The following is a 20,533-nucleotide window of genomic DNA, read 5'->3' as shown; positions in this document are numbered from 1 at the left end:
CATTCAGAGGACATGGCAGATAGCCCCTGAAACGAATAAATAGAGCAGGTGCCGATACGGTCCTCCGGTGCCAGGCAGGATGAGTAGGCAGGAAATGAGAGTCTTTCAAGATGAGTAATCCCGTACAACCCCTTTGGCAGCCGACCGCCGCGGTCATTGCCGCCACGCAAATGAATCAGTTTCGACGTCTGGTGAATGAGCGTCATCAGCTGTCACTGTCGGATTACCAGGCGCTGTATCAGTGGTCGGTAGATCAGCGCGAGGCGTTCTGGACCCAGCTGTGGGACTTTGGTGAGGTGATTGCCAGTCAGCGTGGCGAGCGGGTGCTCGGCCGGGATGAGATGCCTGGTGCCGAGTGGTTCCCGGAAGCGCGGCTGAATTTCGCGGAAAACCTGCTGCGCTATCGGGACGACAAGGTGGCCTTGGTGGAGCGGCTGGAAAACGGCAGCCGCCGGCAGTTGACCTATGGGAAACTGTTTATCGAGGTAGAGCGCCTCGCCGCGGCGCTGGCGGCAGAGGGGGTTGGCAAGGGCGACCGGATTGCGGGGTTTATGCCCAATATCATCGATACTGCCGTGGCTATGCTTGCGGCTACCAGCCTCGGCGCCATCTGGACATCGTGCTCTCCGGACTTTGGTATCAATGGTGTGCTCGATCGCTTTGGCCAGGTTGAGCCAAAGGTGCTGTTTGCCTGCGAAGGGTATTTCTACAACGGCAAGACCATCGACTCACTGCCTCGTCTGCGCCAGATCGTGGACCAGATCGACTCTATCCAGAAGCTGGTAGTGGTGCCAGTTGCTCGCAGCGCTGAGCAGACTGCCGCGGATATCGTCGGGCTCGATCGCGCCTGTGTTCTGAATGCCTTCGTTGACGCAGCACCACAGCAGCCGCTGACCTTTGTGCAGAGTGAATTCAATCACCCGCTCTATATCATGTATTCCTCTGGCACCACCGGTGTGCCCAAGTGCATAGTCCACGGTGCCGGCGGTACTCTGCTGCAGCATATCAAGGAGCACCGGCTGCATACGGATATTTCCCGAGATGACACCCTGTTCTATTTCACCACGTGCGGCTGGATGATGTGGAACTGGCTGATCAGTGGCCTCGCCTGTGGCGCCACCCTCGTGCTCTACGATGGCTCGCCGTTTTACCCGGCGGCCCAGAGTCTGTGGGATATGGTCGACGAAGAAAGCATCAGTGTGTTTGGTACCAGTGCCAAATATATCGCGGCACTGGAAAAGGCCGGCTGCAAGCCCCGGGAAAGCCACCAACTGGCGGAGTTGCGGGCGGTGCTTTCCACCGGCTCGCCTCTGGCCCACGAAGGATTCCGCTACGTCTACCGGGATATCAAATCCGATGTCTGCCTGTCTTCCATTTCCGGTGGTACTGACATTATTTCCTGCTTTGCGCTGGGGAACCCCACGCTGCCGGTGTACCCGGGAGAGCTACAGTGCCGCGGTCTCGGCATGGCGGTAGAGGTGTGGAGCGAAGAGGGCAAGTCGGTGCAGGAGGAAAAAGGTGAACTGGTATGTGCCAGCTCGTTTCCCTGTATGCCCGTCGGCTTCTGGAACGACGCCGATGGTAGCAAGTATCGTGGAGCCTATTTCGACAGCTGGCCTGGAGTCTGGGCCCATGGCGACTATGCAGAAATCACCGAACACGGCGGGGTGATCATTTATGGCCGCTCCGATGCGGTGCTGAACCCGGGCGGGGTACGTATCGGGACCGCGGAAATCTATCGTCAGGTGGAAAAGGTGGCGGAGGTGCTGGATAGCATCTGTATCGGTCAGGAGTGGCGCGACGATGTACGGGTGGTGCTGTTTGTCGTATTGCGCGAAGGACTGACCCTGGACGACGATTTAACCCAGAAAATCCGCACCACCATTCGTGCCAACACCACACCGCGCCATGTGCCGGCCAAAGTGATCCAGGTGGCAGATATCCCCCGTACCATTAGTGGCAAAATTGTCGAACTCGCGGTGCGCAATGTGGTACACGGCAAACCGGTGAAAAACCAGGAGGCTCTTGCCAACCCGGAAGCGCTGAAATTGTTTGAGGGGCTGCCGGAACTGGCCGGGGACTAACGGCGCGTCTACTTAATGACGGCAAGTGACAGTCAATGAAGGCCCGGCAACCAGAGGTTGCCGGGCTGTAACGCATGCTGTAACGCATGCTGTAACGCATGCTGTAACGCATAGTGTCTCGACGAGCGGGAACTTTATAAACCGTTTTATCGGGGTTTCTGTGCCAGTTCCTCATTCATTTTGTGCAGAGCCATGCGGGTAAAGTAGGCGCCCATCAGGCACACGAAAGCAATAATGCCCAGGCTCAGCAGGCCGGAAAAACTGCTGAAAAGGTCGATCATGGCGTCCATGGTAGTCTCCAGTGCTGGTTACTCATCTTATCTAACGGCCTCCAGTGTATTTATTCCCCGCGCGCCGGTTTTGATCCAGGTCAAGGCCGCTTGTGAATTTCCGGTGCCTTGCTCTGGCTGAACCACATTCCCCGGCTGAACAAGGCGCTATACCGCGCCAGGCAATCTGCGCTACCCTGTTGAAAGCTGACAATCAGTGTCCGTAAACCAATAATTCACGGAAGATAAATATGATTACTTACCTTTATTGGGCCGCTGTCATCGCGCTGGTCGTGCTGTCGCTGTTTGCGGGGAGCCGCCTTGGCAGTCTGGGCAAAGGTGCCATTCTTGGCGCGATCATTTTTCTGGCCGGCTGGCTTGCCTACTATTTTCATTTTGAACAGGTCTTCGTTAAACGCTTTGGCGGCGTGATGCGTATCTCCGTGCCGGAGGGGCACCGACACCTGGGTTCGACCTGGAAAGATGACAACCTGTGGGTTGAAAACTACAACCCGAAAACTAACGAGTGCATCTTCAGCGAATACTCCAAGGGCAACCTGCTCGAAGGTCAGGTGATCATCAAGAATTGCAATCCGTTGATCGAGCGCAGAGACACGCCTTCGTTACCAGCCCGCTGAGCACTTTTGGCCAGCGGTGTAAAGAAGGGTTAAATACCCTGCACAGCCGCCCGGTATCGGGCAACTTTCCCCCATCCCCGGCGTCGCAGTATTGACCCGGCTGCCGGACAGGCGCTATGTGATCTGTCGGGACGCCGGGTGATGAATAATGATTGGCAAACGGATTTTTAGTCTTGCGCAATTCCTGTTTCGCTCCCAGCACGGCATTTTTTTCTCGCGTGGCGTTGGTGCTGCTGGCCGTTTTTCTATTGTTGCCGCCGGCGGGGAATGCGCTGCCATTCTTCGATAGCCTGCCCAAATTCAAAGTCCGTGTTGCGGAAGACAGTGAGCTGCAGGAGTGGTTGCGGGAAGCGCTAAACGAGCAGCGCAAGTCCAGCAGCGTACTCAAATCCTATGAAGACGCCCTTGATGTGGCCCGCTATGAGCGCGGGACCCTGGAAAAACTGCTGCGTTCCCGCGGCTATTACGATGGCCGCGTGCGTCAGACGGTGACGGATGGTGAAATTCTCTATCGCGTGGTGCCAGGTCCACTGTACCGAATCAAATCCCTGGAAGTGCGTATGCCACCGCAGTTGGCTCCGGGGTTTCCCGGGGTGGGCCTGCAGGTAGGGGATCCACTCGAAGCGGAGAAGGTCACCCAGGGGGTCAAGAAAATCGAGGAATACCTCGCCGCTAACGCTTGTCTGCTGAATGTGGATGTGAGCTACAAGGCTACGGTCATTCACAGTGAGCAGGCGGCCAGGCTGAGGTACCGGGTGAAAGAAAGCCCACAGGTCCATGTCGGCCAGGTCCATGTTGCCGGGCTGTCCACCGTCAACGAGGAATATCTGCGCAAGCGCGTGCAGCTCAAATCCGGGGATTGTTTCAACAGTAAAAAAGTGGATGCGGCAAAACTGCGCCTACTGCGGACAAACCTGATTGCCGGTGTCAACGCCAGCGTGTCCGAGCCTTACGAGGGTACCGTGGACATCACCTTCGATGTCATCGAGCGCAAGCACAAGACTGTGCGCCTGGGGGTCGGGTATACGTCTGACGAGGGCGCCGGTGTTTCCGCGGGATGGGAGCATCGCAATATTCTCGGGCGCGGCGAAAAAATTGAAGTGGAAACCCGGGTTAATGAGGTCAAGCAGTCCATCAAGGGGGAGCTGATCGTACCGCGCTTCTTTCGCGATGATCAGGACTTCTCGGCGAAGGCTGAATCGTCCAACGAAGAGCGGGATGCCTACGATGCAGAATCGGTGACGATTGGCGGCACTATCTCCCGGCGTCATACCAAACACCGCACCTTCAGTGTGGGTAGTGAACTGAAATTCAGCCGGGTGCAGGAAGAGGGTGAGGAGAGCGAGAACTACAATCTGCTGTCCTTTCCCCTGGGGATGAAAATCGATACCACGGATAATCTGCTGGACGCCCATCGCGGCGCTACCGTAGCGCTGGAAGTCAGACCGTACCTGGACCTAAAGGGTAATAGCCCCAGTTTCGTCAAAAATACCCTGGTGATGACCGGTTATCTCACCGGGGAAGATATCCGATTCGACCCCACACTGGCGCTGCGGATAAAGGCCGGCGTGATCAGTGGTATCGCTAATCTGGATATTCCCGCCGATGAGCGCTTTTACGCCGGCGGTGGTGGTTCGGTGCGCGGTTACAGTTATCAGGCCCTGGGTCCGCGGCGTTTGATCCCCTCTGACGTGGCAGGGGAACCTCCGACCTTGTCCGATCCCATCGGTGGGCGCGGCCTGAGTGAAATTTCCCTGGAGGGTCGTTTTCGCTTTACCGAGACCTGGGGTGGTGTTCTGTTTGTGGATGGCGGCAACGCCTACGAGAATCCCCGGCCCCAGTTTGACGACCTGTACTGGGGTGCGGGTTTCGGCGTGCGTTACATGACCTCCTTTGCGCCGCTGCGTTTCGATATCGCTTTCCCGCTGGATCGTCGCGACGATGTGGATGACAGCAGCTACCAGATCTATGTCAGCCTGGGGCAGGCATTCTGATATGCGCGACATCCACGATACGCCCAACCCGCCAACTCCCGATGATGAGCCGTCGCGGCGCGCTGACGCCTTTCGGCGTCGCCGGCTGCAAGTACCGCGCTTCACCGTCTTGGTTTGCACCCTGTTAATGCCACTGCTGATGGCGATTTTTCTGATTGGCTCCGATAGCGGGCGCGAAGCGGTGACCCGCGCTGGGCTTGCCGCCGCCCGATATTTTTTACCGGACATCTCCATCAACGCCGAAGGCCTGCGCAGTGCCGAGCTGGGGCACTGGTATTTCGAATGGCTGCAGGTGCAATACCAGGACAAGCCGTTGTTGGATGCGCGCAAGCTGACCCTGCAACTGGATCTGCAAAAACTCTGGCACAACCAGATTCATATGCCGGAGCTTAGTGCGCAGTCATTGTTGTTCGACAATACGGCGCTCGGGGAGTATCTGCAGGCGCATGTGAATGCTGAGGAGATAGAGGAGAGCGCAGACACGGGGATGGCACTGAAGCTTCCGGCAATCTGGCTGGAAAAGCTATCGGTCGAAAAACTGACCCTGATAGATCACAAGTTACAGGACTTTCCCGCGTTGACGGTCAACGGCCACGGTAGTTACCACTGGCCGGGAAAGGAGTCCGCATTGCATCTGGATATAGCGGAAATTGCTGGCAAGCAGATGCACCTCCAGCTCAATGGCAGTATGCAGGATGCAGAAAATTACATACTGACTCTGGCGGCGAGTGAGCAGCCAGGTGGCTTTCTCACCCGCGCCTTGCAATTGCCTGCCGGCGAAGCGCTTGATGCCGGTGGCAAGATATTGCTGAAGATTGCCGGGGACAATCGTATACAGGTTGTTATTGAACGATTTTCCCTGCCGCTGGTTCGCCACCGCTTCGGCTTGCGAGGTCGCGGGGACATTGCACTGTCACCCTGGTCAGTAGCGACAGATGATCTTGAATTGCTGGTGGATGAAACCAGCCACCAGGTGCACGGCACCATTGATGGCGAGTCACTGGCGTTACAGGTTCAGCTCAATCGGCTGCCGCTGGCGATTTCCCAGCCATGGCAGGATTACTTGCAAGGGGGCTGGTTGTCGGCAGATCTGGACATAAAGGGGCCGCTTAAGCTGCCCAGTGCCGATGGCAATATCGAATTGAAATCCACCTATCAAAAACAGCCTCTCCATCTCGTTGGCGAAGTGGAAACGGTAGACGATGAAATCCGTATTCGCACTGGGCGGCTGACCCTGGCCAAGGCGCAGTTGGGGGTGCGTGGCAAGGTGGATATCGGTGAGAAATCTATCGACCTCTCGGGCCTGATCGAGAAGTTGACCGTGAAGGAAATTCGCAGGCTTGTCGCCGGTCTGGAACAGACCCGTGATGTGGTAATCCCGCCGGAGCTGGACGGCACGATAGAGCGACTGAAAGTGACTGCCATTGGCCCCTGGGATAATCCGCAATTGGCACTGGAGCTGGCAAGTGCGCTGCAATACCAGGAGCAGCAAGCGCGGCTGCAGGGGCGTGCTGCTGGAGACCTGAAACGGATGGCGATCAGGGATCTGCTGCTGGAAGGCGAGGGGGTAAGGGTTGGCGGTAGCGGTGAGATCGACATTCAGGGCAAGGCGCTGCAATTTCAGCTGGATCTGGCAGCGCGGGGTCTACAGCCGGCAGAACAGTTCGGAATTCCGCTAGACCCTGGTACCCGGGTTGATATGGATGCGGTGGTTTCGGTGACCGGTCCCTGGGACAACCCGAAGATGTCCGCGCGCCTGTCGTCCGATGGCCGCTACCGCGAATACCGCTACCGACTGCGCGGCGGCGCGGCGGGCAATCTGGAAACGCTGACCTTTGACGGCTTGCGGCTGGATCTTTTCACTGGAGGTGCTGCGGATACTGCCGAGGCCGTGCCGGAGCATTCGCTGGTGCCGGACGAACTGGTGGAACCGGCAGAAGACTACCCGCTGCAGCAATCTGCCCCGCGTATTGTCGGCACTGATGCCCTAGCGCAAGATGCCGAAGCCGCGCGCCGGCGTGGCAATGCGTGGCTGGAGCTGAATGGGGTGGTGGAACCCAGGGCCCGGCAGGCTAATGGCACCCTGGCGGCGCGCAATATTCCCGTGGCAATGGCCAAACTTGCCGGTGTGTCACTGCCTCCCTCTCTACTTGGCGAAGTCAGTATCGACGCGCAGTTTTCCGGCCCATTCCAGGCGCCACAGGCAAGTGCCAATGTGCTCGGGTTGGGAGAGTACCTTGGGGAGCCCTGGCAGGTGCAGGGTGATGTGAGTTACCGCAAGGCGCAGATAGAGTTGTCCGGGGTGAGATTGTTGTGGGCGGCGCGCAATCAGCTGATCGCCGATGGCAGTCTGAGCGAACAGGCGCTGGATCTCGAATTACGGGCCAGCGCGGTTCTGGCGGATTTTGAAGAGTGGCTCAGTGCGGATATCAGTGACAGCGGTGAACTGTCACTCTGGGCCACTGCCCGCGGTGCGCCGCGAGAGCCCGAACTGGCTGGCGAGCTGAAAGTGAGCGGACGCGCGCCGACACTGCGTGACGACGCACTGGTGCAGTCGCCCCTGACATTACTGCTTGAATGGCAAACCAGAGCCGGTGATCTGTTGATGTCGCTGGATGCGAGCCACGGCAGTCGCAAGGCTGCCGACGCCGAGGCCCGTCTGGCCATCGCGCCGATACTGGAACAGCTGTTCCGGGAAAAACCGGAGGGGGAATCACCACCGCTGCCGGTGGATCTGCAAGCCACGGGTAAAGCCGACCTCGCGGCCCTCAGTGCTTTCTTTGACCCGGAAATTCACACCATGCGCGGTGAACTGGATTTCAACCTGGTGGCAAAGGGCACGAGTGCGGCACCCAATGCCCGCGGGAAGGTCAACCTGCGGGACGGTTATTACGAACATCGACCGAGCAATACCCGTTTGCGCAATGTTGTTTTCGTTGCCGATCTGACCCCGGATATCTGGCGAATCGAGGAGGCGAGCGCCAGAGACAGTGAGCGCGGGCGCGTAGACCTGACAGGGGCGGTCACCTTCAACCCGTCGCAACCTTCTCAGCCTCCCGCGCTGGATTTCACCCTGTCGGCGCGCAAGGCGCATTTGCTGAATATGCCAGGCGCCAAAGGGGCCTTTAGTGGCGATTTGCACCTGACCGGGAACACCGAGGATGCGCTGTTTGCAGGAACGCTAAACCTGCGGCCGCTGGCTGTCCAGGTGGAACATTTTATCGGCAGCAGTGTGCCGGAAATTGACGTCATCGAAGTGGAGGTTGACGGGGGTGAGCAGGCTCGTGGGCCCTCAATACTGGAAAATGTCCGTCTCAATCTGCAGGTGGTGCTGGATCAACAGTCCTATGTGAGAGGCCTGGGGCTGGATTCCGAGCTGAAGGGGGAAATCGGAATTAGTGGCACTGCAGCGAATCCCAGCGCTTCCGGGACGGTGACCATCGTGCGGGGTAAATTTGACCTGCTGGGGAAAAAGTTCGAGTTACAGGAAGGGCAGGTACAGTTCCAGAATAACGTGGCGGCGATCTATATAAAGGGCGTACACACCTATACCGAAGGTGAAATCACTGCGGAAATCTCCGGCACTACGGACAATCCGAAAATCGAGTTCAGCTCCAGCCCCGCCGCCGCCCAGGATGAGATTTTTGCCCAGCTGCTGTTCGGGAAATCCCTCACAGATATCTCGCCGTTGCAGGCGGTGCGCCTGGTCAGCGTGGTGAGGACCCTGCAGACCGGCAGCACTGGTTTCGATCCCCTGGCCAGCACCCGTGACCTGGTGGGGCTGGATACCCTGGATTTCGAATCCGAAGCAACCGATGACGGTGATCAATACTCCCTTAGCCTGGGGAAATACATCACCAGTCGTATCTATCTCGAATTGCAACGCAGTACCGACCCCCTGAATCCATGGCAGGCGGAAATGCAGATCGAATTGCGCAAAAATCTACGTCTGGATATTAAATCGTCGGATAGCAATGAAAGCAGTGCCGGAAGTGTGGAACTGCAGTGGAAGAAGGATTATTGACTGTCTATAAGAATTAGAACTAATTAAAACAGATGGGAGAAAACGTAATGGAATATTCAATCGTGGTTTTGGCCGCCGGTTACTCCCATCGATTTGGCAGCGACAAACGCCTTGCCAGTATTCACGGTGAGCCCATGTTGTTGCGCACCGTGCAGGCCGCAATGGCAGCCGCTTCCACTCTCCAGGATACCCAGGTTCAGGTCGTGCTCCGAGCGCGCGACCCGGTGATTTCCAGTGAACTGGCCAGGATGCCGGTTCAGGTTCTGCACGCACCGGTGTGGCCGGTGGGGATAGGCACCAGCCTCGCCTCTTCCGTAGAGCAATTGCAGCGACAGGGGGCCAACCCCAAAGCGGTACTGGTTTGCCTCGGGGATATGCCCTTTGTCGAGCCGGAATCCCTGGTGAAGGTACTGCAGTCGTCGGAAGAGGATCGCATCTGCGTGCCGGTATGCGCGGGCACCCGGGGTTACCCCATTGCTATCGGCCGGCGCTTCCTTTCCGCACTCTCGCGCCTGCGCAGCACTGGCGTGGAAAAGGTTCTGCGGATCTATGCCGATGCCGTGCAGGATGTGGAATTATCAGACCCGGCAATCAACTGCGATATCAACCGCCCGGACGACTTCCACGCAGCAATGCGGCAGGATCTGTTCGGAAATAGTTTTGCATCTCCCGATACAGTTCCGGGTGAGCGGCTTCCATCCTCCCTGGGACAATAAAAAAAGCCTCAGTGGCGACGGCGAAAAACTCTGCCGGGGACTGCGCCCCGTAACTGTCCAGCACCCAGAGTTGCGACTTGTCTTGCCCCATTGATTGGTCGGTATCGGATTGGTCAGCATCGGATGGGACTGCGTCGGGTTTGGCGGTGTCGCTGTACTCGGCGTGAAGCCTCTGCCGCAATTTGGCAAATGCTTCGCGCATCACCGGTGCCCAGGTTTTTCCCTCACTGCTCGTCTCAAACGGTGGGCGCCCGTCCACATAGCCGTCTTCTTCATCCAGCTTGTGCGCGAATTCGTGAATGGCCACATTGTGGCCCAGTTGCGGCTGTGCGAGTCCCCGCTGCAGGTCTTCCCAGGAAATAACCACCGGCCCCCGATAGTGCGATTCGCCGGCGCGGGCGCTGAGATGAGTGGATTGCACCTGGCCTTGATAGTGAGTTTCTTCCGCCAAATAGGCATCCGGGTATACCAGTACCGTGTGCAGATTCGGGTAGCAGTTGTTTTCCCGCTGTAGCAGTAACAGGCAGGCGTGCGCAGCGATCACTACTCGGATTTCTTCGGTGATACCCAGGCCATTGCAGCCGACAAATTCCTTATCGCGCAGAAACAGACTGATGTTCTCTTGCAGCTCCTGTTGCCGTTTTGCGGGCAAGTAGGGGAATAGCGCGAGTCTCTCACTCAGGATTGCCTGCTGTTGTGCCGTCAATTTTCGTGAACGTAAATAGCGTCGACGCCAGCGCTGCCAGAGCAAGGGAAGTACCCACACGAGGATAGCGAGCAGAACTATGGCCAGAAATGTTTTCAACAGCTAGGTTCCGAGTTGCTGGGGTGAGTGAAGAGGCCCAGTGTACGCGAAATTGGCTCATTATTGACCTTCGGTCAGATTCTGCCACCATGGTTGCCGCGCGATCCGCTGTCTCCGTTTATGGGTGGCGTTGCCGGGATGCTCGTTCGTGGATCCTCCGGGCAATTACTTTTCTCCCCGCCTGAGCGTCGATGTTACGTCTGTGGGTTGTCAGCAGAACCGGAATAATAACAACCATGTCAAAGTATTTATTTGTAGTCCTCGGGCCGCTATTGGCGATTGCCTTTTATTTTTTGCTGGCGGCCACGGGCATGCCCTATCTGCCGGCCGTGACTGCGGCTATTACGCTGCTGACTGTCATCTGGTGGATCAGCGAAGCGCTGCCGATACCGGCGACTTCGATTGTTCCTTTTGTTCTTCTGCCGCTGTTTGGGGTCGGCGACCACAAACTGGTGGCTTCCTCCCTGGGCAGTCATGTAATCCTGTTGCTGATGGGGGCCTTTATCCTCTCCAAGGCACTGGAAAAAAGTGGTGCCCACGAACGCCTGGCCCTGTACATGCTCAAACTGGTGGGAGTATCGAGCGGGCGACGGCTGGTACTGGGTTTTATGCTGGCTGCGGGCCTGCTAAGCATGTGGATATCCAACACCGCAACCACCTTGATGATGTTGCCCATTGCACTCGCCATCCTGTCGCGGGTGGACAATCATCGCCTGAGTATTGCCCTGGTGCTCGGGATCGCTTATGCCGCCAGCCTCGGTGGGGTTGGCAGCCCGCTCGGGACGCCGCCCAACGTGATTTTTATGGGCATTTATGAAGAAGTCACCGGGCGTGAGTTCAGTTTCGTCCGCTGGATGAAAGTTGGTTTGCCGGTGGTGCTGATCACTCTGCCACTGATGGCTCTGTGGTTGACCCGCAACGTGCACCTGCAGAAACAACTCGAACCTCCTGCGGTGGGTGCATGGCGGCCGGAGGAGAAACGCACCCTCGCCGTGTTCGCGCTGGCAATATTTTTCTGGGTGACCCGCAACGAGCCTTTCGGAGGCTGGAGTGATCTGCTGAATGTACCGGGGGCTGGTGACAGCACCGTGGCACTGGGGGCGGTGGTGTTGATGTTCCTGGTGCCCAACGGCAAGGGAGGTCGGTTACTTGACTGGGCCACGGCCGAGAGCATTCCCTGGGGTATGTTGCTGCTGTTTGCTGGTGGAATTGCCATCGCCAAGGGATTTGTCGCCTCCGGCTTGAGTGATCTGATGGGGCAGGGGCTCACCTTCCTTACCGCTATGCCTCTTTGGTTGATGCTGATCATTCTGTGTTTATCGGTCACTTTCCTGACCGAGATCACCAGCAATACCGCCACCGCTACGTTGTTGATGCCGATTCTTGCCGTGGTTGCTACCAGTGCGGGCTATGATCCCATGGTGCTGATGATCCCCGCGGCCATGTGTGCAAGCTGTGCCTTCATGCTTCCTGTCGCCACTGCGCCCAATGCCATTGCCTACGGTACCGGTAAGGTTCGGATTCAGGAGATGGTGCGTGAGGGGGCTGTACTGAGTGTGCTGGCCTCACTGGTGATTGCCGCGGTGTGTTGGTGTTTGCTGGTTTAGTTCGGTAAATTTCAGCTAGCCGCAAATGCTGGGGAGTCGCAATTGTGTGGATGAAAGTCTGGTTTGGACGGTTTTTTGTGAGTGATTGTCCGGTGTGTTTTCGCAGAGGCGCAATAGCTTGATCTGAAAGGCTGAATTGGGTTTCCTATCCGATCTATTCAAGCCGAAGGAACACCTACGACAATGAAAAAGCTTTCCGTACTAGCGGTGGCTGGCGTACTGGCCGCCTGCTCTGGCGAGTCCCCGGAGTCCAACAATTCCATGAATGGTAACCAGGCTGAACATACACAGACTGCGATTCAGCAGGTTGCTGGATGGAGCTATCCCGAAACCCGTAAAGACGACGTTGTAGACACCTATTTCGGCGCTGATGTGGCGGATCCATACCGCTGGTTGGAAGATGACCGCAGTGCGGAAACCGAGGCTTGGGTAAAGGCGCAAAACCAGGTGACCTTCGGTTACCTGGATCAGATTTCCTACCGCGATACCCTCAAGCAGCGTCTGGAAGCTCTGTGGAATTACGAGAAAGTTGGCTCGCCGTTCCAGGAAGGTGATTACACCTACTTTTATCGTAATGATGGTTTGCAGAACCAGTACGTGGTGTGGCGCAAGAAAGGGGACGGCGAAGCGGAAGTTTTCCTGGACCCAAACACCTTCAGTGAAGACGGCACCACCTCACTGGCCACGTTGAAGTTTTCCAAAGATGGCTCCATTGCCGCCTACGCAGTTTCCGAAGGGGGCAGTGACTGGCGCAAGGTCTATGTGATCGACGCGGAAACCAGAAAAGTGCTTGAGACCCCTCTGGTGGACGTGAAGTTTTCCGGCATTGCCTGGAAGGGCAACGAAGGGTTTTACTATTCCAGCTACGATAAACCGGAAGGTAGTGAGCTGTCAGCGAAGACAGACCAGCACAAGCTGTATTACCACAAGCTGGGACAGGCGCAGTCTGAAGACACTCTGGTGTTCGGTGGTAGCGAAGAACAGAAGCGCCGCTACGTTACCGGTTATGTCACCGAGGATGACCGCTACCTGGTGATTTACGGGGCGACATCCACCTCTGGCAACGACCTCTTTATTCGTGATCTCGTCAAGGCAGATGCGCCGCTGGTGCCGGTTGTCACCGACTTTGATTCGGATACTGACGTGATCGATAACCAGGGCAGCAAGCTGATTCTGGTGACCAATCGCGATGCGCCGAACAAAAAGATCGTCACCGTTGACGCCGCGAGTCCCGCGCCGGAAAACTGGCAAGACCTTATCCCGGAAACGGAAAACGTCCTCACCGCCTCGACCGGTGGTGGCTACATTTTTGCCGAATACATGGTCGATGCACTGTCCAAAGTGTATCAGTACGACTACAGCGGCAAACGCGTACGTGAGATTGCTCTGCCGGGTCCGGGCAGTGCCTCCTCGCTGAACGGCAAACTGGAAGATAAGACCCTCTACTATTCCTTCACCAACTACAAGACGCCCTCCACCATCTTTGCCTTCGATGTGGAGAAAGGGGAGTCCGGTGTTTACCGGGAGTCCGGGGCCAAGTTTGACCCGGCGGGCTATGAGTCGAAGCAGGTGTTCTACCGCTCCAAAGACGGTACCAAGGTATCAATGCTGATCACCTATAAAAAAGGCCTGAAACTCGACGGCAAGAATCCGACCATCCTGTATGGCTACGGCGGCTTCAATATCAGCCTGACACCGTCCTTCAGCATCGCCAATGCGGTGTGGCTGGAGCTGGGTGGTGTCTATGCCGTGCCCAATCTGCGCGGTGGTGGTGAGTACGGTCGGCGCTGGCACGATGCGGGCACCAAGCTGCAGAAGCAGAATGTGTTTGATGACTTTATCGCGGCGGGTGAATACCTGATCGACCAGGGCTACACCTCCAGTGATTACCTGGCGATCCGCGGCGGTTCCAACGGCGGCCTGCTGGTGGGCGCGGTGATGACCCAACGCCCGGAGCTGGTGAAGGTCGCGCTGCCGGCGGTAGGTGTAATGGATATGTTGCGCTACCACACTTTCACCGCGGGTGCCGGTTGGGCCTATGACTACGGTACCGCTGAGCAGAGCCAGGAAATGTTCGAGTACCTCAAGGGATATTCTCCGGTGCACAACGTGACTGCTGGTGTCAGCTACCCGGCCACACTGGTAACCACTGCGGATCATGACGATCGCGTGGTACCTGCGCACTCCTTCAAGTTTGCCGCAGAGCTCCAGTCCAAGCAGGCGGGGGCGGCACCTACCCTGATTCGTATCGAGACCAATGCGGGCCACGGCGCGGGTACGCCGGTATCCAAGAGCATTGAGCAGTACGCGGATATCTTTGGCTTTACCCTGTTCAATATGGGAATTACCGAACTGCCCCAGGGTTGATCTGGCGGCGGAGCTATCCCACCTTGTACAAAACCCGGCAGCTGCCGGGTTTTGTCATTTTTCGGGCATCCATTTTGTGCAAAATGGAGCGGCAGCAGGGCTACCTGCAACATCCCATTTCGAATTATCATGCGGAGCCTAATTTCGAGATGTACAGAATTGTCACCGTGTCTGGCGAAGCCAACAGAGTCATGCCGTTACAGATAAAACTCAAGTCTCGTCCGGCCATATTGCCGCTCTATCTTCGCGCGCTGACTGCCCGTAAGCAGGGCAGACTGGCGGGTGAGGGCGGGCGGATTCTCGCCAGTGTCAGTCTGAACAATCAGGCTGTAGATCCGATCTCCCTACGGGCGTATCGGGAGGTCTGCGGGTTTGCTGATGGCTCGCAGTTGCCGGCGACTTATCCTTTTGTCCTTGCGATGCCGCTGCAACTGAGATTGCTGGTTTCCGAGGCGTTTCCTTTTCCGGTTCTGGGTGTGGTGCATCTGCGCAACCGTATCCGGCAATATCGCGGTCTGCAGGAGAGTGAGCGACTGGATATCCGCTGTGATCTGTGTGCACCGGTGGCGGTGAAGCGTGGGTATGAGTTTGAGCTGGTAACCAGTATCCGGGTTGCTGGTGAATTGGTGTGGGAGTCTACCAGTACTCTGATGAGCCGGGTGAAACACCAGGACACACAAACGTTGCGGACACCAGCGGCGACTCAGCGTGGTGGAGGGAAGTCGGATGTGGCTGACACGGTTTCCCAGGACTGGCAGGTGGCGGCAGATACGGGTAGGCGCTATGCGCGGATTTCCGGAGATAGAAACCCCATCCACTTATGTGCGCCTACGGCAAAACTGTTTGGTTTCCCCCGCGCCATCGCCCATGGTATGTGGAGCAAGGCGCGCTGCCTGGCGGCGCTGGAAGAGGGGGTATTTGCCGGAAAACTGCCGACTCAGTTCGAAGTCGAAGTGGCATTTATCAAGCCGATTTTTTTACCCGCCCGGGTTTCGTTTGAATCCTCAACAGATACTGATGGCACCGTATTCCAGGTGTATAGCGGGGAGGGCAAGCGGGTGCACCTGACTGGAAAGCTTGTTGCCTTGCGCGAAGTTTAGGGATAGGGATAGGGATAGGGATAGGGATAGTGTTCGGGGGATAGTGATCGGAAGAAATCCGGCCGTCTCGACCGGGCACAAAAAAGCCGTCTGAACAGACGGCTTTTTTGTGCCCGGCGCGCCGGTATCAGCGCTCCAGATGTTCCAGTTTGCCTTTCACACCGTCCCACTCCTCGGCATCCGGCAGGGAGTCTTTTTTCTCGGTAATGTTCGGCCATACCTCGGCCAGTTCAGCGTTAAGCTCGATAAATTCCTGCTGGTCTTCCGGCACTTCGTCTTCGGAGAAGATGGCGTTTGCCGGGCATTCCGGTTCGCACAGGGCGCAGTCGATACATTCATCCGGGTGGATTACCAGGAAGTTGGGGCCTTCGTAGAAGCAGTCTACCGGGCAAACTTCCACACAGTCCGTGTATTTGCACTTGATGCAGTTTTCCCCAATTACGAATGTCATGCTTGTCCCTCGATAGTGCTGTGCGTTACCGCTGTCTGGCCGACGCCGCTTGGCGGCGCCGTACCTTAATTCTGAAAGCTGCGGATTTTAGCAATTACTGGCGCGAATTGTAGTGGCTTTTGAGTCAAATTGGTTGGGTGCTTATAACAATTTGCGCAGCGCATAGAGCTGCTCCAGGGCCTGGCGCGGGGTCAGGTTGTCCGGATCGAGGGATTCCAGGGCCTCGACGGCGGGGTGAGGAGTACTTCCGAACAGATCTACCTGGGCCGGGGCAGCGGCTACAGGTGTGGGTGTGGGGCGCGCCTGTGGCGCGAATGCGGAGCTGGAGCTCCGCGCTCCCGGGCCGGAGTCACGGGTCGTGTGGCCGGCTTCGAGCGAGGCAAGGCGGGCCTTGGCTTCATCCAGCACTTCCTGGGGAATGCCGGCAAGTTTGGCCACCTGCAGACCGTAGCTTTTGGACGCGGGGCCTTCCTGAATACGGTGCAGGAATACGATGGAGTCCCCGTGTTCGGTGGCATTCAGGTGAATATTGGTTGCCTCCGGGCACTGCGCGGGCAGTTCGGTCAGCTCAAAATAGTGGGTGGCAAACAGGGTAAACGCGCGTACCCGTTCGGCCAGGAAGTGGGCGCAGGCCCAGGCCAGCGACAGACCGTCGTAGGTACTGGTGCCGCGACCAATCTCGTCCATCAGAATCAGGCTGTGCTCGCTGGCATTGCGCAGAATGTTGGCGGTCTCTGTCATCTCCACCATGAAGGTGGAGCGACCGCCAGCCAGATCGTCGGCGCTGCCGATGCGGGTGAAAATGCGGTCCAGCAGGCCGATGCGGGCACTGTCTGCCGGTACGAAGCTGCCGCAGTGGGCGAGCAGGGCGATCAGTGCGGTCTGGCGCATATAGGTCGATTTACCGCCCATGTTCGGGCCGGTGATCACCAGCATTCGCCGGGTGTCATGCAGGTCAATATCGTTGGCGACGAAGGGGTCATCCAGCACCTGTTCCACCACCGGGTGGCGGCCGCCCTCGACATGGATACCAGGTTGCTCGGACAGTTCCGGGCGGGTCAGGCGCAGCTGGTCGGCACGCTCTGCCATATTGGCCAGCACATCGAGCTGGGATACCGCGGCTGCGGCGGTTTGGAGTTCTGCCAGCGATTCGTTCAGGGTGGTGATCAGTTCCTCGTATAGGAACTTCTCCCGGGCCAGCGCGCGGCTCTTGGCCGACAGGGCCTTGTCTTCAAACTCCTTAAGCTCCGGGGTGATAAAGCGTTCGGCGTTTTTCAGGGTCTGACGGCGGATATAGTCCGCCGGTGCCTTGTCACTCTGGCCGCGACTGATTTCGATAAAGTAGCCGTGCACGCGGTTGTAACCCACCTTGAGAGTGGGGATGCCGGTGCGCTCTTTCTCCCGTACTTCCAGCTGCACCAGATAGTCGCCCGCGTTTTCGCTGATACCGCGCAGTTCGTCCAGCTCCTCGTCGAAACCGTCGGCAATCACGCCGCCCTCGCGGATGACCACCGGTGGGTTCTCCACCAGCGCACGCTCTAGCAGCTCTACGGTTTCAGGCCATTGCCCCATTTCACGGCTGAGCTGCCCAAGCAGGGCGGCATCGGCTTCGCTCAGTTGACGCTGCAATTCCGGGAACTGCGCCAGGGACATTCCCAGTCGGGACAGGTCCCGCGGGCGCGCGGAGCGCAGGGCCAGGCGGCCGAGAATACGCTCCATATCGCCGATGGGTTTGAGGACTTCGCGCAGGGGCTCGAATCGGTAATCGGTAATCAGTGCGGTAATGGCTTGCTGGCGTTGTTCCAGAACCGACAGGTTGCGCAGGGGGTTGTTCAGCCAGCGACGCAGCAGACGGCTGCCCATGGCGGTCTTGCAGGCGTCGAATACTGACAGAAGTGTGTTGTCGTCGCCGCCGTTGAGGTTGGTATCGATTTCCAGGTTGCGGCGGCTGGCCGGGTCCAGGGCCACCGTGTCTTCACTGCGCTCGGTGCGCAGGGTACGGATATGGGGCAGCTCGGTGCGCTGGGTGTCACGGGCATATTGCAGCAGGCAGCCGGCGGCGGACAGCGCCGCATGCATATGACTGCAGCCGAACGCTTCCAGGTCCATAGTGCCAAACTGGCGGTTCAGCAGGCGCAGGGCGTTTTCCAGGTCGAATTCCCAGGGCGCGCGGCGGCGCAGGCCGGCGCGGCGCTCGATGTCTGTCGGCAGGATCAAGTCTTCGGATACGAGCAGTTCGGTGGGACTGTAACGCTGGACCTGCTCCGCCAGTGCTTCCAGAGTATCCACTTCCTGTATCGCGAAGTGCCCGGTCCCCACGTCGAGAAGCGCCACACCAAACTTGCCGCTCACCATGACGGCGGCTGCGAGCAGGTTGTCCCGGCGTTCGTTCAGCAGTGCTTCGTCGGTAACCGTGCCGGGGGTGACGATGCGCACAACTTTGCGCTCCACCGGCCCCTTGCTGGTGGCCGGATCGCCAATTTGCTCCACAATAGCCACGGAAACCCCGGCCCTGATGAGCCGCGCGAGATAACCTTCCGCTGCATGGTAGGGGATTCCCGCCATGGGAATCGGCTGTCCCCCGGACTTGCCCCGCGCAGTGAGGGTCACGTCCAGCAGTTCCGCCGCCCGCTTGGCGTCGTCGTAGAACAGCTCGTAGAAGTCGCCCATACGGTAGAACACCAGCTCATGCGGGTGTTCGGCCTTGATGCGCAGATATTGCTGCATCATCGGTGTGTGTTCGGCTTGCTGGGTTTTACTGGCGGTTGCGGGCATGAGCGAGGAAATCTTTATAAATCAGTGGCTTAATTGTTTTGTGCAGGCCGCAGCGGGCGGCCATCGTGTCCCGTTGCGGGCTGTTTTGATAAGAGCGCAAGGATACCAAAGCGGCACGGAAACCACTATCAGACCGGATGGTCGGTATGGGTAACAAGGAGGCTAACAATACGCAACTAATACAACGCGATTCACGACAGGATTGCAGACCGACGATGTGGCCCCGCTGAAGATCGAGCGGGGGCCGGATTGGGGAGGTCAGTCTGCGCTGATCCGGTAGCAGGGAATGTACTCCTTACCGGGCAGCTTCATACGCTGCTGTTTCACAAATGACTCCAGTAGGGTATCCATACTACGCATCAGTGCCGGATCGCCACGCAGTTCATAGGGGCCATTTTTTTCTACGTTGCGAATTCCCTGGTCCTTCACGTTGCCGGAAACGATCCCGGAAAATGCGCGACGCAGATTGGCCGCGAGCAGATGGGGTTCCTGTCTCTTGTGCAGCTCGAGACTGCGCATATTTTCATGGGTAGGGACAAATGGTCGCTGGAATTCCGTAGAGATTTTCAGCTGCCAGTTGTAGTAATAGGCATCGCCGGTTTCCTTGCGATATTGGCGAACCTTTTCGATGCCGGTGGCCATTTGGCGGGCGACTTCCTCTGGGTCGTCAATAATAATCTGGTAGCGGGACCTGGCGTCTTCGCCCAGGGTGCTGGCGATAAACTGATCGATGCGGATGAAATAGTCTGCCGCGCTGGTAGGGCCGGTAAAAATTACCGGGAAGGGCTGCGCCCGGTTGTCTTCGTGCAGGAGAATACCCAGCAGGTAGAGAATTTCTTCGGCGGTACCGGCGCCTCCGGGGAAGACCACAATACCGTGGCCGGTACGCACGAATGCCTCCAGGCGCTTCTCGATATCCGGCATGATGACCAGTTCATTGACGATCGGGTTGGGCGCTTCGGCGGCGATGATTCCCGGTTCGGAAATGCCCAGGTACTGCCCGTGTTGATCGCGCTGTTTGGCGTGGCCAATGGTGGCGCCTTTCATCGGTCCTTTCATGGCGCCAGGGCCGCAACCGGTACAGATATCCAGATGCCGCAGGGCCAGCTGATAACCTACGCGCTTGGTGTAATCGTATTCCTCGCGGGAAATGGAGTGGCCACCCCAGCAGACGACGAGACGGGGAGAGCGGTCCCGGTCAAAGGTGCCCGCGTTGCGCAGGATATGAAATACCGCGTCGGTGACGCCCTGCGCCGATACCAGGTCGTAGCGCGGGTCGCCGGTGATTTCGCTGTTGACGTAGATGATGTCCCGCAGCACTGCAAAAAGGTGCTCGGCGATACCGCGGATTATCTTGCCGTCTACGAATGCGCTGGCGGGCGCGTTGGTTACTTTTAGCTTTACGCTGCGCTCGGTGGGAATAACAGAGATATCGAAATCGGCATATTTTTCCAGCAGTTCTTTGCCATCATCCATGTAATTGCCGCAGTTGAGTACGGCGAGAGAGCAGTTGCGGAAAAGCTGGTATTGCGGTCCGCGACTATCGTCGGTGAGTTTGTGAATTTCGTATTTGGACAGGATATCGAACTGCCCGGTGGGTGATACTTCGGCATTGACAACATCAGTGACCATACAATCCCCTCTCACTAGATATTTCCACAGTACAGCATACACTCAGATCTGGCTACAGACTTGTTAGTCAC

Annotated in this window: 13 protein-coding genes; 8 read left to right on the top strand and 5 right to left on the bottom strand. The window is 57.7% G+C overall.

Going from position 1 to position 20,533, the window contains the following annotated elements:
* Positions 1 to 110: 110 nt before the first annotated feature.
* Positions 111 to 2,084 carry an acetoacetate--CoA ligase gene (locus tag PVT68_RS04235; protein ID WP_407666122.1) on the top strand — a complete coding sequence of 658 codons (1,974 nt, stop codon included), beginning with the start codon at positions 111 to 113 and terminating at the stop codon, positions 2,082 to 2,084.
* Between the two features lie 146 nt (positions 2,085 to 2,230).
* Here the strand turns inward: PVT68_RS04235 and PVT68_RS04230 are convergent, their stop codons facing one another.
* On the bottom strand, positions 2,231 to 2,374 hold the full coding sequence (locus PVT68_RS04230) for a DUF3149 domain-containing protein (RefSeq protein WP_280321373.1): 144 nt from the start codon (positions 2,372 to 2,374) through the stop codon (positions 2,231 to 2,233).
* A 230-nt stretch (positions 2,375 to 2,604) separates the two neighbouring features.
* On the opposite strand from PVT68_RS04230, the gene PVT68_RS04225 reads away from it, so the two are divergent.
* From PVT68_RS04225 to PVT68_RS04210, 4 genes are all read left to right on the top strand, one after another.
* A complete protein-coding gene (locus PVT68_RS04225; protein WP_280321372.1) occupies positions 2,605 to 2,991 on the top strand; it encodes a hypothetical protein in 387 nt (128 codons plus the stop codon).
* Between the two features lie 173 nt (positions 2,992 to 3,164).
* Entirely contained in the window at positions 3,165 to 4,985 is a 1,821-nt protein-coding gene (locus PVT68_RS04220; RefSeq protein WP_280321371.1) for an autotransporter assembly complex protein TamA, read from the top strand.
* A gap of 1 nt (position 4,986) precedes the next feature.
* On the top strand, positions 4,987 to 9,009 hold the full coding sequence (locus PVT68_RS04215; protein ID WP_280321370.1) for a translocation/assembly module TamB domain-containing protein: 4,023 nt from the start codon (positions 4,987 to 4,989) through the stop codon (positions 9,007 to 9,009).
* Between the two features lie 47 nt (positions 9,010 to 9,056).
* The gene (locus tag PVT68_RS04210) at positions 9,057 to 9,725 is read left to right on the top strand and encodes a nucleotidyltransferase family protein (RefSeq protein WP_280321369.1); all 669 of its coding nucleotides are present in this window, start codon (positions 9,057 to 9,059) and stop codon (positions 9,723 to 9,725) included.
* Here the strand turns inward: PVT68_RS04210 and PVT68_RS04205 are convergent.
* Positions 9,613 to 10,530, bottom strand: a complete 918-nt coding sequence (locus PVT68_RS04205; protein WP_280321368.1) for a M90 family metallopeptidase — start codon at positions 10,528 to 10,530, stop codon at positions 9,613 to 9,615. The genes PVT68_RS04210 and PVT68_RS04205 overlap by 113 nt on opposite strands.
* A 236-nt stretch (positions 10,531 to 10,766) precedes the next feature.
* Here PVT68_RS04205 and PVT68_RS04200 point away from each other — a divergent pair, with 236 nt between their 5' ends.
* The 3 genes from PVT68_RS04200 to PVT68_RS04190 all read left to right on the top strand — a co-directional run bounded on the left by PVT68_RS04200 (position 10,767) and on the right by PVT68_RS04190 (position 15,604).
* Positions 10,767 to 12,137 carry an SLC13 family permease gene (locus PVT68_RS04200; RefSeq protein WP_280321367.1) on the top strand — a complete coding sequence of 457 codons (1,371 nt, stop codon included), beginning with the start codon at positions 10,767 to 10,769 and terminating at the stop codon, positions 12,135 to 12,137.
* Between the two features lie 183 nt (positions 12,138 to 12,320).
* Complete coding sequence (locus tag PVT68_RS04195) at positions 12,321 to 14,504, top strand: prolyl oligopeptidase family serine peptidase (RefSeq protein WP_280321366.1); 2,184 nt, start codon at positions 12,321 to 12,323, stop codon at positions 14,502 to 14,504.
* Between the two features lie 149 nt (positions 14,505 to 14,653).
* Entirely contained in the window at positions 14,654 to 15,604 is a 951-nt protein-coding gene (locus PVT68_RS04190) for a MaoC family dehydratase (RefSeq protein ID WP_280321365.1), read from the top strand.
* A 127-nt stretch (positions 15,605 to 15,731) separates the two neighbouring features.
* Here the strand turns inward: PVT68_RS04190 and fdxA are convergent, their stop codons facing one another.
* From fdxA to ppnN, 3 genes are all read right to left on the bottom strand, one after another.
* Positions 15,732 to 16,055, bottom strand: coding sequence for a ferredoxin FdxA (gene fdxA, locus PVT68_RS04185; protein WP_280321364.1), 324 nt, complete (start codon positions 16,053 to 16,055; stop codon positions 15,732 to 15,734).
* A gap of 141 nt (positions 16,056 to 16,196) precedes the next feature.
* Positions 16,197 to 18,830 carry a DNA mismatch repair protein MutS gene (mutS, locus tag PVT68_RS04180; protein WP_280321363.1) on the bottom strand — a complete coding sequence of 878 codons (2,634 nt, stop codon included), beginning with the start codon at positions 18,828 to 18,830 and terminating at the stop codon, positions 16,197 to 16,199.
* Between the two features lie 258 nt (positions 18,831 to 19,088).
* Positions 19,089 to 20,462, bottom strand: coding sequence for a nucleotide 5'-monophosphate nucleosidase PpnN (gene ppnN, locus PVT68_RS04175; RefSeq protein WP_280321362.1), 1,374 nt, complete (start codon positions 20,460 to 20,462; stop codon positions 19,089 to 19,091).
* Positions 20,463 to 20,533 lie beyond the last annotated feature (71 nt).

The sequence above is a fragment of the Microbulbifer bruguierae genome, assembly GCF_029869925.1.
In the GTDB taxonomy this organism is placed as follows: Bacteria; Pseudomonadota; Gammaproteobacteria; order Pseudomonadales; family Cellvibrionaceae; genus Microbulbifer; species Microbulbifer bruguierae.
This window is presented reverse-complemented; position numbering and strand designations above follow the sequence as displayed.